This window comes from Lentisphaera araneosa HTCC2155 (genome assembly GCF_000170755.1).
GTDB lineage: Bacteria > Verrucomicrobiota > Lentisphaeria > Lentisphaerales > Lentisphaeraceae > Lentisphaera > Lentisphaera araneosa.
Window position 1 is genome coordinate 113,542 of record NZ_ABCK01000011.1, and the last position, 14,615, is coordinate 128,156.

Below are 14,615 nucleotides of genomic sequence, written 5' to 3' on the forward strand. Positions count from 1 at the left end.
TTATGAGTACCCAGCTCAGCGACTACAACTTCAATTTACCAGAGGAACTCATTGCTCAGCGCCCTCCTGCGCAACGCCAACAATCTCGAATGATGGTCATTGATAGACAAAAATCGTCAAGAGAAATTGTTCCCTTTGAAAACTTTCCCAGTTTTTTAAAGCCAGGCGACCTTATCGTTCGCAATAACACCAAAGTTATTCCAGCTCGTCTCTTCGGCACCAAAAAAGACTCTGGCGGAAAAGTTCAAGCTCTACTTTGCGAAGAGCGCAAAACAGGTCTATGGCAAGCTATGCTTAAGCCAGGTCGTCGTTTACGTGCTGGAACTGAAGTGCTCATAGAAAACTCGGCAACTGAATACTTTACTGTCACAGAAAAACTCGCAGATGGCACCTATCTAATCCAATTCTCCAATCCTGACGTACTTCATATTCTCGACCAGTTTGGCCATATTCCTCTACCACCCTATATGAATAGAGAGGACGACGCCGAAGATCGTAAGCGTTATCAAACTGTATTCGCAGATCAACCAGGAGCAGTCGCAGCTCCTACCGCTGGACTTCACTTCACTGATGAAGTTTTTGCGGAATGCGCAAAAAACGGAGCTGATTTTGCCGATGTTACACTACATACTGGCATTGGAACATTTCAGCCTGTGTCATGTGAAGATTTATCTGAGCACCAGATGCACAGTGAATTTTACGAGTTAAACTCTGTCACAGCTGAAAAAATCCGCCAAGCGAAAAAGAATGGTGGACGCATTATTGCTATCGGTACCACTTCAGTAAGAACTCTTGAGACTTGTGCAGATCCAAAAAACTTTATCAGCTCAGGCCAAGGAAAAACTCAGATTTTTCTCTACCCGCCCAAACAACCACAGGTCACTGACTGCCTTTTAACTAATTTCCACTTACCAAAATCAACACTACTCATGCTCATATCGACTTTTTTCCCAAGAGAGGAAGTCCTAAAAGCCTACGAACAGGCGATTGAAGAAAAAATGCGCTTCTTTAGTTACGGCGACTGCATGCTCATTGTTTGACTAGTAAGCCTCATCATCCCTAGAGCTAAATCTCTTACGTTTTTTTCATCAAAAATCGTAAGTTCGCTCTCTGTCTGCTTATACACTTCAGATTCTTAACTATCTTTTTACTTTTTTCTTACAAAACTCTTTTTGATCAATAATAGATCATAGATATACTTAGCTGTAGAAAAGGTTTAAAGAGGAAATGGAAAGAAGGAGAGATGATTTTATGAGAAATATTTGATTTATTAAAAAAAATTTAACATTTCTTGATCTATCGAGAAAGATTACTTTTTGAGCTTCGTATTTATATACGAATAACATTTTATATAACAAATCACAAACATGAGACGAATAATGAAATTCTATCTAATTACTTTACTCATTGCGAGTTTGAGCATTCAAGTTCTTGCAAGCCCAGTTGCAAGCTGGAAGTTTGATAGTAGCAAACGTAAACTTGATGATTACAGTTCAGGTCAACATCCACTCAAGATGATTGGTGAAGCTGCTAAGTTTGGCAAAAAAGGCTTTGACGAAAAAACTAAATACGCTGCACAATTTAATGGCACAGAAGACACGATGCTTCTTGTGACTCCACACGAGGACTTCAATAGCGAATCCTTTAGTTTCCTTGCGCATGCAAAATCAGACATCAAAAAAGACGGAAAATACCGTGCTGTGTTTTATGCACGTGAAAAAGATGGCTTCGCTTTATACCTAAGCCCTCGCGGCAACTGGGAACTCTGGACGAAAGGCGGAGGCATGACTTGGAACAAACACCAAATTACAGAAGTTGTCGAAAATCAATGGGAACAATTTCTCGTATCCTATAATGCCCAATCTCAAGATCCACAAAACCCAGGTAATGGTCACTTACAAATTTGGCAAAACGGCGAAATAAAAGTCGATACTTACACAAGCTATAAACCGGCAAAATCAAAACTTAGTATTGGGGCAAGCATAGTTGGCACCGCCAACTTTAAAGGTTTAATTGATAATGTTGAATATTGGAACGCTCCTCTTTTAGGGCTCAATTCAAATAGCTCTAGTATCCCTGCGGGAATCGTTGAAGAAGACCTTAAAGTTGCAGAGCTTAATATCAGTGCCCTTAACTTCAACTTTGATACCAAATTCGAATTATTAGGTAAAGACTCAAACAAATTCAAACTAGTTGGAGCAGAACTCATCCTTAATGCTGGTACAGATCTAAGCCAAGTCAGCAACTTAGAACTAATGATTAAAGCTAGTGGCGGTAAAATCGTGAATGAAAGTGAATTTAATTTTTCCTTTCCAATAGAAACTCACACTGCCATAAAAATGCAATAACCAAAAAAGCCGCCGCTAGAAAACGTCGGCTTTTTATTAGCATCAAGGCACTACTAAAATATCTTCTCTCACTGAGTTTAAAAGCCAACGCATAGTACTCCCCATAAAAATACGTTCTATATTAGAATGAGAGGAACTTCCCATAACCAAAAGTTCGGCATCAACTTCATCACACATGCGTTTAACACCATCAGCTGCGCCACCAGACAAAATCTTCTCAGCGTAGCACAAGCCTTCTAGATCTAAAGATGCGACCATTTCTGACATAACTTTAGTCACTTTCAGTTTCACTTCATCTCGTTCCACATCTTCTTGCGGATAATAGACATTTAATTGTCCCTCAAGTTCCACATAACCCGCACTTTCTGGTATAACATGCACAAAATAAAGCTGTGCTGCACAAGTTCGTGCGACCATCACCGCCACTTCAGCAGCTCTTTTACAGTTATCTGAAAAATCCAATGCACAAACAATTGTTTGAGGTAAGCGGCTAATACTTCTATGTGGGTGAACCCATACAGGCGTATTAGAATGGGCAATGATTCGTTCTGCTTCAGTTGTCAAAAACTTATGCATCACACCTTCAGTATGTCTCCCCACGACAATAAGTGGATTATCATAATCATTGGCAACATTCACCAACTCATTATGGATTCGTCCGATCTGAACAACAGGCTCCTCAATGTGATTGGCTCCATGTTTATTATAAAGGTGATCAACATCAGCTTTAAATTTATTCAGTGCTTCAAGACGAGATTCTTCTGTTTCTCGAGGGTAAAAAGGATTCAAACCCAAAGTTTCAATAACATGTACTGGACGAACTTTGGCTTTAAATACATTGGCTAACTTTTGCGACTCTCTCACTGCCATACTAAAATGATGTTCAGAGAATACGCCTGTGATTATGTTATCTATATGCATCATAACTAAACTCCAATATTAAGTTTTGATACAATATACAACATTTCTCATTCCAATGGAAATTTCCACTAAATATAAATCTTGATCTGCTCAAAATCACAGCCTATAGTGGATTAACTAATTAATCTAAACCAAGGCTAACTTTCAATGAGATCCATACTCTTAATACTCTCAATTTTCTTCCTCGCAAGTTGTGCTCTATTTCAGCCTAGCAACAAAGACCTTTTCTATACTGAATATGAAAACAATCCTGATTACAGCACTCGAAAAATGGGAAGCTACTTCGTCGTTTTAACTTTTAAACCAAAGACCATTTATAATAGCTACCGCGTTGAAGACAATGATAATAAATTTATTTGGCGCATTGGTGACAATGAAATCATTATCGATCAGGATGAGTTAAGCATTAACAAAATTAGATTCGGTAGTATTGAAGGCTCGAGAATTATCAAAATAGACAAAGGCAAAGTCTACGTTGACAACAAATACCGCAGCGCCATCAAATAGTCCTACATTATCCATCCTTACTTATTGCTAATTAATAGACTTAAGTATTAATTATCACTGGATCTACTTGACGCTAGCATACACAAGGTTATAGTACCGACCTTTAAAAGCCAGTAAAGCTACAATTTTTTATATAAACATTTTAATATTAAGTAATAAATACATAAACTTTAAGGAAAATACATGCCATCAGAAGTTAGTGCAAAAAAAGGCGAGCCAATCGACAAGGCTCTTAGACGTCTTAAAAAGAAATTGGACCGCGAAGGCGTACTTCGTGAATTGCGTAACCGTCGCTGCTACGAAAAACCCAGCGAAATCAAAAGACGTGAAGGCAAAAGCCTCGCTAAGCGCATCAGAAAAGAAAATCGCATTCGCTAAGCGAAACGTTGATTTACCCCTTTCAAGCTGGTCTTTATGACCAGCTTTCTTTGTTTATGTTGACTCAAAAAGAACCAAACCATGAGTAAAAAACGCTTAATTACCTCAGCCCTCCCCTACGTCAATAACGAACCTCATCTCGGCAACCTCATCGGCTGCGTCCTCTCTGCCGACTGCTTTGCACGCTTCTCCCGTTCATGTGATTACGAAACTTTATATATATGTGGAACCGATGAATACGGCACTGCCACAGAGACTAAAGCTGCTCAAGAAGGCTTAAGCCCCAGAGAAATTTGTGATAAGTACCACGTCATTCATAAGAAAATCTATGACCATTTCAATATATGCTTTGATGCTTTTGGTCGTACTTCGACTGATATCCACACACAGACTGTACAAGAAATCTTCGAACAAGTTGCCAAGGAAGATCATTTTAAGGTAGTTGAGAACGAACAGTTCTACAGCGAGAGTATGAATAAGTTTCTCGCAGATCGCCTTATCAACGGTACATGCCCCAAGTGCGGTTACGACGATGCCAGGGGTGACCAATGCGATGGTTGTGGGGCATTACTGACCCCTACCGAACTCATTGACCCTAAGTGCAGTGTTGACAAAAGCACCCCCGTTCTAAGGAAGACAAAACACCTTCACCTCAAACTCCCTGAATTAAGCTCTGATTTGGAAGCTTGGCAAAACCATTCTATAGAAGCGGGTCATTGGCCCAACAACGCAGACACCACCACACGTTCATGGATGAAGCGCGGGCTTGAATCACGTGCAATTACTCGCGACTTAAAATGGGGTGTTCCAGTTCCTTACGAAGGGTTTACTGACAAAGTTTTCTACGTCTGGTTCGATGCTCCAATTGGCTACGTTTCAATTACACGAGGTGCTTTCCCTGATACTTGGAAATACTGGTGGCATGACCCCGACAACACTCAACTCTTTCAATTCATGGCAAAGGATAACATCCCTTTTCACTCCGTTATTTTCCCTGCGACTCAAATTGCGTCGGGCGACAAATGGACCATGTGCCATCACCTAGCCTCAACAGAGTACCTCAATTACGAAGATACTAAATTTTCTAAGTCGAGAAACATTGGTGTATTTGGCTCCGATGTTATTGAATCTGGGATTGACGTTGACCTCTGGCGCTTCTACCTACTCGCCATTCGTCCTGAAAAACAAGACTCAGCTTTTACTTGGCAAGAGTTTTTCGATAAAGTCAATAATGAATTCCTAGATAACATCGGCAACTTAGTCAACCGTTCACTCGTTTATGCTAACAAAAACTTCTCTGGTCCCATTGAGCTCTGCGAAGCTACAGAAACGCAAACAGAGTTCAAGAACAAAGCTCAAGAACTAATCAAAGAAATTACTCAAGCATACGAAGCCTGTTCTTTCCGCGAAGCTATTCGTCTTACTCTCATTCTTGGTAAACTAGGGAACAAGTTCTTCCAAGATGAAGAACCTTGGGTAAAAATTAAAGAAGGCAAAGACGAAGAAGTTCGCAGTGCCATCAATATCCTCGTTCATTTAGTTCGAGATATTTCTATACTTCTTTCTCCAGCTATGCCTAACACCGCCAATAAAATTCAAAGTTTCATTGGTCTAAAAGATTTAAAATGGAATCAATTGGGTGACTTCTCCAGTTTAGTAGACCAAGAAGTCACAAAGCCAAGTATTCTTTTTCCTAAATTGGACACGAGTCGAGTCGAAAAATTACGCAGTAAATTTTCTGGTGAAACTGATGCTTTTGAAAAACTTGATTTGCGCGTCGGCAAAATCACATCACTCGAAATCCACCCTGAAGCCGACCATCTCTATGTACTTCAAGTTGATCTTGGTGAAGATAAGCCCCGAACTATATGTTCTGGCTTAGCAAAGCAAATTGAGAAAGACAGCCTCATTGATAAGCATGTTGTCGTGGTAAGTAATTTAGCACCTGCTGAATTGCGTGGAGTGGCATCTGAAGGAATGGTTTTATCTGTGGCTAAAAAGAAAAAACTTGAAGTTCTCGATGCTGGCAATATTGCACCTGGCACTTGCGTTATTCGCAAAGATGATCAATTGCAAGATAAAGCAGAGATCACTATTGATGAATTCAAAGAAGTGAGCCTAAGAGTAAAAGATGGTCTCGCCGTTACTGATGGCGAAGCTCTCTATGCAGAAGGAAATGAACTTCGCACCACTAAAACCCTCAATGGCAAGCTCGCATAAACTTGGTTTAATTAGGTAGAAAGCATTAGTTTTTCTACCTAAAATTGCGCTCTTGAAAAAACGGCATATCTTATGCTGAATCAATAAAAAAGGAAATGTGATGAAAAAGATACTTAGCTTGTTTACAATGATTTTTACCGCTTGCTCTAATCCTCAGTATGACGTGAAAGAAAAATCACTTCACGAATTTATTGTTAAAGACATTGATGGTAAAGAGTTCAAACTTGAAACACTTAAAGGCAAAACAGTCCTAGTCGTCAATGTCGCAAGTAAATGTGGTTTAACGAAGCAATACACTGACCTACAGAAACTCTACGAAAATTATAAAGACAAAGACTTTGTCATTATTGGCTTCCCCGCTAACAACTTCATGGGCCAAGAACCGGGAACTAACGAAGACATCAAAACTTTCTGCTCAACAAAATATAATGTTGATTTTCCTATGATGGCGAAGATCTCCGTCAAAGGCGATGACATTGCACCCATATATAAATTTTTAGTTTCTGACCCCAAACATGGCGGCAAAATCAAATGGAATTTTGATAAGTTCTTAGTTAATAAAGAGGGTAAAATAATACAAAGATTTAGCCCTAGAACTAAACCCCTAGACAATAAATTAACTAAAGCGATTACGGATACTTTCTAAGGAATGCAACAAATCTCTGGATCTGGCCAAGGTTTTTTCGCCAGTCTCATTTTATTTTTAATGCGCCTTTGGCGCTTTATTGCTCTAAGTTTACTGGCCATTGTCGCTCTTATTCTTGGAGCCGTCGCATTTTTAATTATCATTGTTCCACTGATCATCTACCTCTTAATCACCAAGAGGAAGTTCATCAATGTGATGCGAACCAGTAAAGCACGCTTTACCACCTCACAACAATCGACTCAAACTTTTAAGAACTTTTCCTCACAGCAAGCACGACCATTTCAGACCGAAGAGGAAGAAGTCGATATTGATATCCCCGCAAAATAAGATTAGTTAAATAACTTCACTTCCTCTGCAGTCAAATCGCGCCAATTACCCTCATCTAAATCATCGTCCAACGATAGCCCACCTATCTGCTCACGGTGAAGACTTTTTACCATATTATCGACAGCTTCAAACATCCGCTTCACCTGATGATAGCGTCCTTCAGTAATTTTGAGCCTATAGGTTTTCTCGTCAATTTTTTCAATTTTTGCTGGCGCCGTGATTTTATCATCACCATCTAGGTAGACACCCTGCTCTAGATTTCTCATATCCTCATCACTTAATTCAGAAACACTACCAACTAAATAGGATTTTTCACATTTTCTTTTTGGGGACGTAATTCCATGAGCCCAAGTCCCATCATCCGTTAAAATTACTAAGCCAGTTGTATCTATATCTAAGCGACCACAAGAAAATGGTTCGCGACTCGCTAAGGCAGGGGGTAACAAATCTAATACTGTTTTTAAGCGTTCATCTTTAGCCGCACATACATAACCTTTGGGCTTGTTTAGCATAAAATAGATCGTTTCACGATATTCTAAAACTTCGCCATCAAAAGTCACCACATCATTCGCTAAATCAATTGTACTTTTACCTACTTTCTGAGGGATATCGTTAACTTTTACGAATCCGTTCTTCAGTGCTCTCGTGGCCTCGGATCGCGTTAGATCCGTGCATTTTGCAATCATTTTATCTAAGCGGATTTTTGCTTTAATTTTTGCCATTATTTCTACCTTATATAATTCACCACCACTTAAAACCTTTTTGCGATTTCCGCAAGCTCTGACTTAAATAATAAAAGCTTTGACCACCCTTTATATCGAACTTGTAAGTCAAAAAAATTGCCATATTTTCAGCCCAAAATAACAAGGACACATTATGGACCCAGATCTTTTCAATCTCAGCGGACTCGAAGAACCACAAAGCGAAGAATCGAAATCTGAAAATAGTGAAATATCTATGGCTGAATTACTTGAGCAACTTTACGAAGATATCAGCTCTATGGTAAACAACGAAGAAACAGATAGCCAATCAGTCGAAGTGGCTTGGTTCACTGGTGAAAAAGTTCGCAAAGTCCTTGGCTTTATCCAAGGTTCACCTAAAGCACCAGAAGCCTTCAAGGAATTAATGAAGCACCTAGAAGAAATCACTAAGGGAAAAGTGACACCTGACAACACTTTGGATTATGTTCGTTTTGCTGAAACTTTCCCCGACATCCAAATCGTTTCTCGCTTAAGCGAACAACTTAAGCTTGAACACTTCTTGCTCATCAGTGCTTTAGACGACGACCTACACAGAGTTTTTTACAGCGAAAAATGTTTTACTGATCAATGGACTTGCGAGGAACTCACTAAGGCGATAAAAGACCAACTCTTTGAAAGCGAATATAAATAAATCTTATTCATTAGGCTCCAAACTAAATAATAGCGAACTTAACTTTAATTGAAACAAAAAAGCCCCACACTCAATGAGCGTGGGGCTTAAAAGCGCTTAACTAAATTAGTTAAGGCCTTTACCGTTAAGGTCACCGAAAGCCTGCTCTACACGAGCTACGAAAGTTTCTTGACCTTTACGTAACCATACGCGAGGATCGTAGAACTTTTTGTTAGGCTTGTCGTCACCATCAGGGTTACCGATTTGACCTTGGAGGTAGGCTTCTTTTTCTTTGTAGAAGTTCATTACGCCTTCCCAAGTTGCCCACTGAGTATCTGTATCGATGTTCATTTTGATAACACCGTAAGAGATTGACTCTGAAATTTCTTCAGGGCTAGAACCTGAACCACCGTGGAATACGAAGTTAACTGGGTTATCAGATTCAGTATTGAATTTTTCTTTAATGTAAGCCTGTGAATCGCGGAGGATTGTAGGAGTAAGCTTTACGTTACCTGGCTTATAAACACCGTGTACGTTACCGAAAGATGCAGCGATTGTGAAGTTAGGGCTGATTTTCATGAGACGCTCGTAAGCTTCTGCTACTTCTGAAGGCTGAGTATAAAGCTTAGACTCATCCATATCAGTGTTATCAACACCATCTTCTTCACCACCAGTACAACCGAGTTCGATCTCGAGAGTCATACCCATTTTAGACATACGTGCGTGGTATTTTTCACAGATTGAAAGGTTTTCTTCAAGAGACTCTTCAGAAAGGTCAATCATGTGCGAAGAAAAGAGAGGCTTACCAGTTTCAGCAAAATGCTTTTCAGATGCGTCGAGGAGACCGTCGATCCAAGGAAGAAGTTTCTTTGCTGCGTGGTCAGTGTGAAGAATAACAGGTACGCCGTAAGCTTCTGCTACTTCGTGAACGTGCTTAGCACCAGCAACAGTACCGATAACTTGAGCTTGTTGACCTTCGAGTTTAAGACCTTTACCAGCGTAGAAAGTACCGCCACCGTTAGAGAACTGAATGATTACAGGGGAACCAACTTTTGCAGCTGCTTCGAGTACACCATTTACAGACTCAGTACCAACGCAGTTTACTGCAGGAAGAGCTGCTTTTTGCTCTTTACATACTTCGAAAATTTTATTTAAGTCGTCACCAGTAGCAACACCAGGTTTTACGAAATCAAAGACTTTAGCCATTTTTTGTTTACCTTATTTGTTTATTATGTATTTCTTGAGAATGTTAAAAATCCCCGTAAACTATCAACTAATCAAGAATTGACAAGCTTGATGATCCACCAAGTGTGTCACACACTTAAACTTATGTTTATGGGATTAAAAGGGATCTCTATTTTTTCATAAAGTTTTTCTGATAAAGCACAAAAGCTTCTCGATTGCCCATCTCTGCAGATTTCTTCAACATGAGTTCCGCTTGGTCACGATTCACTTTCATAAACTTCCCATCGAGGTAAATACGTCCGAGTTCATAAAGTGCACCTGAGTGGTTTTGCACCGCAGCTTTCTGATAATTAATAATTGCTTTACTAATATCTTGTTTGACATCTTCGCCGACCTCGTACATGTACCCCAATACGTAAAGTGCTTGGGCGTAGCCTTGTTCAGCTGATCTCTGGTAATAATCGAGACCACGCTCAACATTGACTTTGGTACCGATACCTCTTAAATGGCAAACACCTGCATTATACAAGCCACTTGGATTACCCAATCGAGCCGCTTTCTCATACCAAGAATAAGCTATCTCTAAATCAGAAGACACACCTGAACCCACTGAATAACAATTCCCAAGTGCTACTTGTGCTGGCGGATAATTTTTATTGGCAGCGCGCAGGAACCAGTTCACGGCGATTTCGTTATCCTTACGCACGCCAATACCATTTTGATAGCAATACGCAACACGCGCTTCTGATACAGGATTGCCATTATCTGCTGACAACATCAACCATTTCAAAGCTTCTTTAGGATCATAAACTGATGGATATTCGCGATTATTAGAAAATTCAGCCATCTTCAACTGAGCTTCTGCATTGCCTTTTTGAGCGCTTTCACGGTAGAGGTTGATAGCATCTAGTACGCGCTTTGGTCCGCCTAAACCTCTTTCATAGTATTCAGCTAGACGGCTGATCGCACGGTAATCTTTAATTAATGAGGCCTCTTGAAAGTAACGAATAGCTTTTTCGTATTCTTCTCGTCTGTCTAGAAGTAAGGCCGCATTAATATTTGCTTGTGATAAACCAAAGTCCGCAGCCTTCGTATAATATTTCAACGCTTCGTCTTCACTTTTTTCAACGCCGTCACCCCTTATATAAAGGTTGGCCAAGTTATACATACATTGACGATGATTCTTATCTGCACCACGACGCCACCACTGAGCCGCCATAGATGTATCTTTCTCAAGGCCTAAGCGACCGTAAAAGTAATTATTACCCAACTCAAGAATAGCGGATTTACTCCCTGCTTGAGCTGCATTTTCTAACTTTTCCAAACGCTGTTTCTGAACTTTTTCACGTTCATCTTTTTTCAACTCTTCATCGAGAATTGGGTCAGCAGCTTTGCCACCATCAATTGGATTGAGATCCAAATCCCTTTGAGTTTGCGCATAAACTGCTAAATTACTTAAAAAGAGAATCATCAATACGATTCTTAAACTTGTAAACATTTAGGACCTCTTAATTTCATAGATTTAGTCATTTTAACTTCGCATATAATACTCTAGGAATTACTTTTTGCGATAAAATAAAATTCTAAACCATAGGTTAAAACGCATGAATCAGAAAAAGTCACTCGAAAGCTTACTGAATCAGCTCAAAGACAAAGGGATTAGCGAAGATAAGATCCTTCTCGAGCTAGAACGCTCCTTTATCAATGCTGATCCCGCCACCTTCATCGATCATCACCGAGAAGAAAGATGTGGCTACCAAGAGGTCATCTATGGCCTTCACAAAAGCGGCCAAAGAATTCTTTATGCAGCACAAGAAATCCTCAAAATCAAGCCCTCTGTCCTCATTAGTCGTGTTGACTCAGAGAAATCAAAACTGCTACTGAAGCATTACCCCGATGCCTTTTACTGCCCTATTTCCCAAGTGACTTTCATTGGAGAATTTGAGCAAAAATTCAACTCTAAACTTCTCATCATCAGTGCTGGAACAAGCGATGAATCAGTCGTTAAGGAAGCTCATTACTGCGCCAAAGCTTTTGGTCTCAATACCAATCTTATACAAGACTTAGGCGTCGCCGGCCTACACCGTCTCCTAACTTACAGAGAAGAAATCTCCCAAGCTGACTGCATCATTATTGCCGCCGGAATGGAAGGTGCACTGCCCAGTGTCATAGGCGGACTTACCACTGCACCAATTATTGCCATCCCCACAAGCGTTGGCTATGGCGCTAATATGGAAGGAGTCACAACCATGATGGCTATGCTGAGCTCCTGTGCTTCAGGCCTCAGCGTCGTCAATATTGACAATGGATTTGGCGCGGCCTACGCTGCATTGCGAATGATCAAAACCTTTGAGAGTAAATGAGTACAAAAATAACATTTTCTGACGCCGAAAAATACCTCGACTCACTTCTCGTCTTTGGTATTAAACTAGGCTTAGAAAATATGATCCAACTTAACCAACTTCTAGGGGATCCAGCCTCTTCACTTAAGTTCGTTCATGTCGCGGGAACCAATGGCAAAGGCTCCACTTGTGCGATGATCGCAACGGCCTGTAAATATGCTGGCTTAAAAACGGGCTTCTATTCTTCCCCATTTCTCGTCAACTTTCTAGAACGATGGAGAATTAATGGCTCACCGATCAATGAGTCAATTTACCTCGATGCCATGCAAAAAATTATTGCCATTGAAGACGAACTCGTGGAACGCACTGGAGTAAAACCGACTTACTTTGAAGTCCTCACTGCCGCCGCACTGCTTATTTTTAAAGAAGAAAAGTGTGAAGTTGTCATTTGGGAGACAGGTATGGGCGGTAGACTCGACGCCACCAATATTGCCAACCCTCTACTGACAATCATTACTAACATCGCCATGGATCACGGATCTTACTTAGGAGACACTCTAGAAGAAGTCGCCAAAGAAAAAGCCGGCATTATCAAAGATCAAGTCCCTTTGATTTGCGGAGAACGCAAACCTGAACTCAGAAAACTTTTTGCAGAAAGCGCAAATAACTCAACTCAATATTTCATTGATAGTGACTTCACCAGCGCACAAGTGGATGACGACATCTTGTATCAAGGAAAACAGGAAATCAATTACAAGCTTCGCCTTCTCGGAGAACATCAAGTCTCCAACTCATCTCTCGCAATCAAAGCTCTCGAAGTCTTAGAAGATCAAGGTTTACTTGAATCCGCTCAAATTGCCGCTCGCGGGCTACAATACGCTCACTGGCCAGGCCGCATCCAAAAGCTCCCCAACGACATCTACGTTGATGGCGCTCATAATCCAGCTGCCATGGAGAAACTCAGCTCGTGTTTTCCAAATAAAAAATTCACTGTCATTTGTGGCATGATGGAAGATAAAGAAATTATACCTACTCTTGAAAAACTCGTACCAATCTGCACCAAGTTCATTGCGGTCCCAATAAAAATCCCGCGCGCTATCAAAGCCCAAGACTTAGCGATAAGCGCAAATACAGTTTTATCTTGCTCATGTGAGTCATCTTCAAGTTGGGAGGAAACCCTAAAGCAAATATCTGGCCCCGTATTAATCACAGGATCACTTTATTTGTCTGGTGAAGTTCTTAGTAAGCTCGCGCCTGACAGCGCTCTAAAGTGCGATATACTTGAGTAAAAATAATAAAAGAATTAATAAGGCCACAATAATAACGATATAAAGCTTATTGACTGGCTCTTTTTTAGGTTTGTCAGAAGCAGCTTTAGCGTGTTGCTCCATTAAGCGCTCGATCTCTTCTTTTTTTGTCCCTGCTAAATCAAAGCAGGTATCAAAATGAATAGGCTTAACTGAATCGTGAAAACGGTGTCGCAAATCAATAAGCTCCTGATGAACATTTTCCATTGTCTGATAACGCTCTTCAGGTTTATAAGCCATGCATTTCTTCACTAATTGACAAAAGCCTGCGCTCAAATCTGAATTAAGACCACCAGGATCGGGCCCACCCTTTTCATAATTTTCGTTGATAATGGCTTGAACCCCTTCATCTTCAAAGGGTTTCTTACCTGTCACCATGAAATATAAACTGGCGCCCAAAGAAAAAATATCCGCTCGAGCATCTGCATGAGCTGCGTCCAAAGCTTGCTCCGGAGACATGAAGTGCGGTGTTCCCAAGCCCGTTTTTGTCATTGTGAGCCCAGGTGAAGTATTCTCAATATCTTGTAATTTCGCTAAGCCCAAGTCACCTACCTTATAAAGGCCATCTACTGAAACCATAATATTATCTGGCTTAAGGTCTCTATGAATAATACTGTGATGATGAGCGACACTCATACCTCGAGCAACTGACTCACCAATATCAATGGCTTCTCGTTCAGAATAATTCCCATTTTTTTTCATCTCAAGCAATATACTCGAGCTCATTTTTTCCATAACGTAATAGGGGTGATCATCTTGGTCGTTGCCACACTCCATAACTCGAACTAGGTTAATATGCTCAATTGAGGCCGCCAAACGCGCCTCTTGGATAAAACGCTTCGCAGATGCAGGTTTTTCATTGACATCGCGAAAAAAAACTTTAATAGCGACAGGAATATTAAGTACTTTATGCCTGGCTGAATAGACTCGACCCATTCCTCCAACCCCTAAAGGCCCTTCTATCTTGTATGGCCCTACAAATTCAGGGATTTCTTCTGTATGAGATCGGGAGTTACTTTCGTCCATATATTTATGCTTACTTTATTAAAATCTATTACTTTAA

The 14,615-nt window shown here is 40.4% G+C and carries 15 protein-coding genes; 10 read left to right on the forward strand and 5 right to left on the reverse strand.

Annotated elements, in window-relative coordinates; genetic code table 11:
• Window positions 1-2 precede the first annotated feature (2 nt).
• Together queA and LNTAR_RS12545 are read left to right on the forward strand one after the other, a co-directional pair.
• Entirely contained in the window at window positions 3-1,040 is a 1,038-nt protein-coding gene (gene queA, locus LNTAR_RS12540; protein ID WP_007279086.1) for a tRNA preQ1(34) S-adenosylmethionine ribosyltransferase-isomerase QueA, read from the forward strand.
• A gap of 339 nt (window positions 1,041-1,379) precedes the next feature.
• Window positions 1,380-2,348 carry a LamG domain-containing protein gene (locus LNTAR_RS12545; protein WP_007279087.1) on the forward strand — a complete coding sequence of 323 codons (969 nt, stop codon included), beginning with the start codon at window positions 1,380-1,382 and terminating at the stop codon, window positions 2,346-2,348.
• A 42-nt stretch (window positions 2,349-2,390) separates the two neighbouring features.
• On the opposite strand, the gene LNTAR_RS12550 is transcribed toward LNTAR_RS12545, so the two are convergent.
• Window positions 2,391-3,272 carry a universal stress protein gene (locus tag LNTAR_RS12550; protein WP_007279088.1) on the reverse strand — a complete coding sequence of 294 codons (882 nt, stop codon included), beginning with the start codon at window positions 3,270-3,272 and terminating at the stop codon, window positions 2,391-2,393.
• A gap of 144 nt (window positions 3,273-3,416) precedes the next feature.
• Here LNTAR_RS12550 and LNTAR_RS12555 point away from each other — a divergent pair, with 144 nt between their 5' ends.
• The 5 genes from LNTAR_RS12555 to LNTAR_RS12575 all read left to right on the forward strand — a co-directional run bounded on the left by LNTAR_RS12555 (window position 3,417) and on the right by LNTAR_RS12575 (window position 7,347).
• The gene (locus LNTAR_RS12555; RefSeq protein ID WP_007279089.1) at window positions 3,417-3,776 is read left to right on the forward strand and encodes a hypothetical protein; all 360 of its coding nucleotides are present in this window, start codon (window positions 3,417-3,419) and stop codon (window positions 3,774-3,776) included.
• 183 nt (window positions 3,777-3,959) lie between these two features.
• Entirely contained in the window at window positions 3,960-4,154 is a 195-nt protein-coding gene (rpsU, locus tag LNTAR_RS12560) for a 30S ribosomal protein S21 (protein ID WP_007279090.1), read from the forward strand.
• Between the two features lie 81 nt (window positions 4,155-4,235).
• Complete coding sequence (gene metG, locus LNTAR_RS12565; RefSeq protein WP_007279091.1) at window positions 4,236-6,374, forward strand: methionine--tRNA ligase; 2,139 nt, start codon at window positions 4,236-4,238, stop codon at window positions 6,372-6,374.
• Window positions 6,375-6,474: 100 nt separating this feature from the next.
• Window positions 6,475-7,020 carry a glutathione peroxidase gene (locus tag LNTAR_RS12570; protein ID WP_007279092.1) on the forward strand — a complete coding sequence of 182 codons (546 nt, stop codon included), beginning with the start codon at window positions 6,475-6,477 and terminating at the stop codon, window positions 7,018-7,020.
• Window positions 7,021-7,023: 3 nt separating this feature from the next.
• On the forward strand, window positions 7,024-7,347 hold the full coding sequence (locus LNTAR_RS12575) for a hypothetical protein (RefSeq protein ID WP_007279093.1): 324 nt from the start codon (window positions 7,024-7,026) through the stop codon (window positions 7,345-7,347).
• A gap of 2 nt (window positions 7,348-7,349) precedes the next feature.
• On the opposite strand, the gene LNTAR_RS12580 is transcribed toward LNTAR_RS12575, so the two are convergent.
• Window positions 7,350-8,069 (reverse strand): pseudouridine synthase, encoded by a 720-nt coding sequence (locus tag LNTAR_RS12580; protein WP_007279094.1) that lies wholly within the window; start codon window positions 8,067-8,069, stop codon window positions 7,350-7,352.
• A gap of 154 nt (window positions 8,070-8,223) precedes the next feature.
• Between LNTAR_RS12580 and LNTAR_RS12585 the strand changes: the two genes are divergently transcribed.
• Entirely contained in the window at window positions 8,224-8,739 is a 516-nt protein-coding gene (locus LNTAR_RS12585) for a DUF1016 N-terminal domain-containing protein (protein ID WP_007279095.1), read from the forward strand.
• A gap of 105 nt (window positions 8,740-8,844) precedes the next feature.
• Here LNTAR_RS12585 and fbaA read toward each other — a convergent pair whose 3' ends face one another.
• Window positions 8,845-9,924 carry a class II fructose-bisphosphate aldolase gene (gene fbaA / locus LNTAR_RS12590; RefSeq protein WP_007279096.1) on the reverse strand — a complete coding sequence of 360 codons (1,080 nt, stop codon included), beginning with the start codon at window positions 9,922-9,924 and terminating at the stop codon, window positions 8,845-8,847.
• Window positions 9,925-10,072: 148 nt separating this feature from the next.
• The gene (locus LNTAR_RS12595) at window positions 10,073-11,401 is read right to left on the reverse strand and encodes a tetratricopeptide repeat protein (protein WP_083800033.1); all 1,329 of its coding nucleotides are present in this window, start codon (window positions 11,399-11,401) and stop codon (window positions 10,073-10,075) included.
• Between the two features lie 106 nt (window positions 11,402-11,507).
• On the opposite strand from LNTAR_RS12595, the gene larB reads away from it, so the two are divergent.
• Window positions 11,508-12,266, forward strand: a complete 759-nt coding sequence (larB, locus tag LNTAR_RS12600) for a nickel pincer cofactor biosynthesis protein LarB (RefSeq protein WP_007279098.1) — start codon at window positions 11,508-11,510, stop codon at window positions 12,264-12,266.
• Window positions 12,263-13,534, forward strand: a complete 1,272-nt coding sequence (locus LNTAR_RS12605) for a bifunctional folylpolyglutamate synthase/dihydrofolate synthase (protein WP_007279099.1) — start codon at window positions 12,263-12,265, stop codon at window positions 13,532-13,534. Before larB ends, LNTAR_RS12605 begins: the two co-directional genes overlap by 4 nt.
• On the opposite strand, the gene LNTAR_RS25725 is transcribed toward LNTAR_RS12605, so the two are convergent.
• Window positions 13,511-14,578: a serine/threonine-protein kinase gene (locus tag LNTAR_RS25725; RefSeq protein ID WP_007279100.1), complete on the reverse strand. Its 1,068-nt coding sequence runs from the start codon at window positions 14,576-14,578 to the stop codon at window positions 13,511-13,513. The genes LNTAR_RS12605 and LNTAR_RS25725 overlap by 24 nt on opposite strands.
• Between the last annotated feature and the right edge of the window lie 37 nt (window positions 14,579-14,615).

Coding starts and splice junctions, on each gene's coding strand:
- LNTAR_RS12580 (WP_007279094.1), bottom strand. CDS start 8,069: ATGGCAAAAATTAAAGCAAAAATCCGCTTAGATAAAATGATTGCAAAA.
- LNTAR_RS12550 (WP_007279088.1), bottom strand. CDS start 3,272: ATGATGCATATAGATAACATAATCACAGGCGTATTCTCTGAACATCAT.
- larB (WP_007279098.1), top strand. CDS start 11,508: ATGAATCAGAAAAAGTCACTCGAAAGCTTACTGAATCAGCTCAAAGAC.
- metG (WP_007279091.1), top strand. CDS start 4,236: ATGAGTAAAAAACGCTTAATTACCTCAGCCCTCCCCTACGTCAATAAC.
- LNTAR_RS12575 (WP_007279093.1), top strand. CDS start 7,024: ATGCAACAAATCTCTGGATCTGGCCAAGGTTTTTTCGCCAGTCTCATT.
- queA (WP_007279086.1), top strand. CDS start 3: ATGAGTACCCAGCTCAGCGACTACAACTTCAATTTACCAGAGGAACTC.
- LNTAR_RS25725 (WP_007279100.1), bottom strand. CDS start 14,578: ATGGACGAAAGTAACTCCCGATCTCATACAGAAGAAATCCCTGAATTT.
- rpsU (WP_007279090.1), top strand. CDS start 3,960: ATGCCATCAGAAGTTAGTGCAAAAAAAGGCGAGCCAATCGACAAGGCT.
- LNTAR_RS12545 (WP_007279087.1), top strand. CDS start 1,380: ATGAAATTCTATCTAATTACTTTACTCATTGCGAGTTTGAGCATTCAA.
- LNTAR_RS12570 (WP_007279092.1), top strand. CDS start 6,475: ATGAAAAAGATACTTAGCTTGTTTACAATGATTTTTACCGCTTGCTCT.
- fbaA (WP_007279096.1), bottom strand. CDS start 9,924: ATGGCTAAAGTCTTTGATTTCGTAAAACCTGGTGTTGCTACTGGTGAC.
- LNTAR_RS12555 (WP_007279089.1), top strand. CDS start 3,417: ATGAGATCCATACTCTTAATACTCTCAATTTTCTTCCTCGCAAGTTGT.
- LNTAR_RS12605 (WP_007279099.1), top strand. CDS start 12,263: ATGAGTACAAAAATAACATTTTCTGACGCCGAAAAATACCTCGACTCA.
- LNTAR_RS12585 (WP_007279095.1), top strand. CDS start 8,224: ATGGACCCAGATCTTTTCAATCTCAGCGGACTCGAAGAACCACAAAGC.
- LNTAR_RS12595 (WP_083800033.1), bottom strand. CDS start 11,401: ATGTTTACAAGTTTAAGAATCGTATTGATGATTCTCTTTTTAAGTAAT.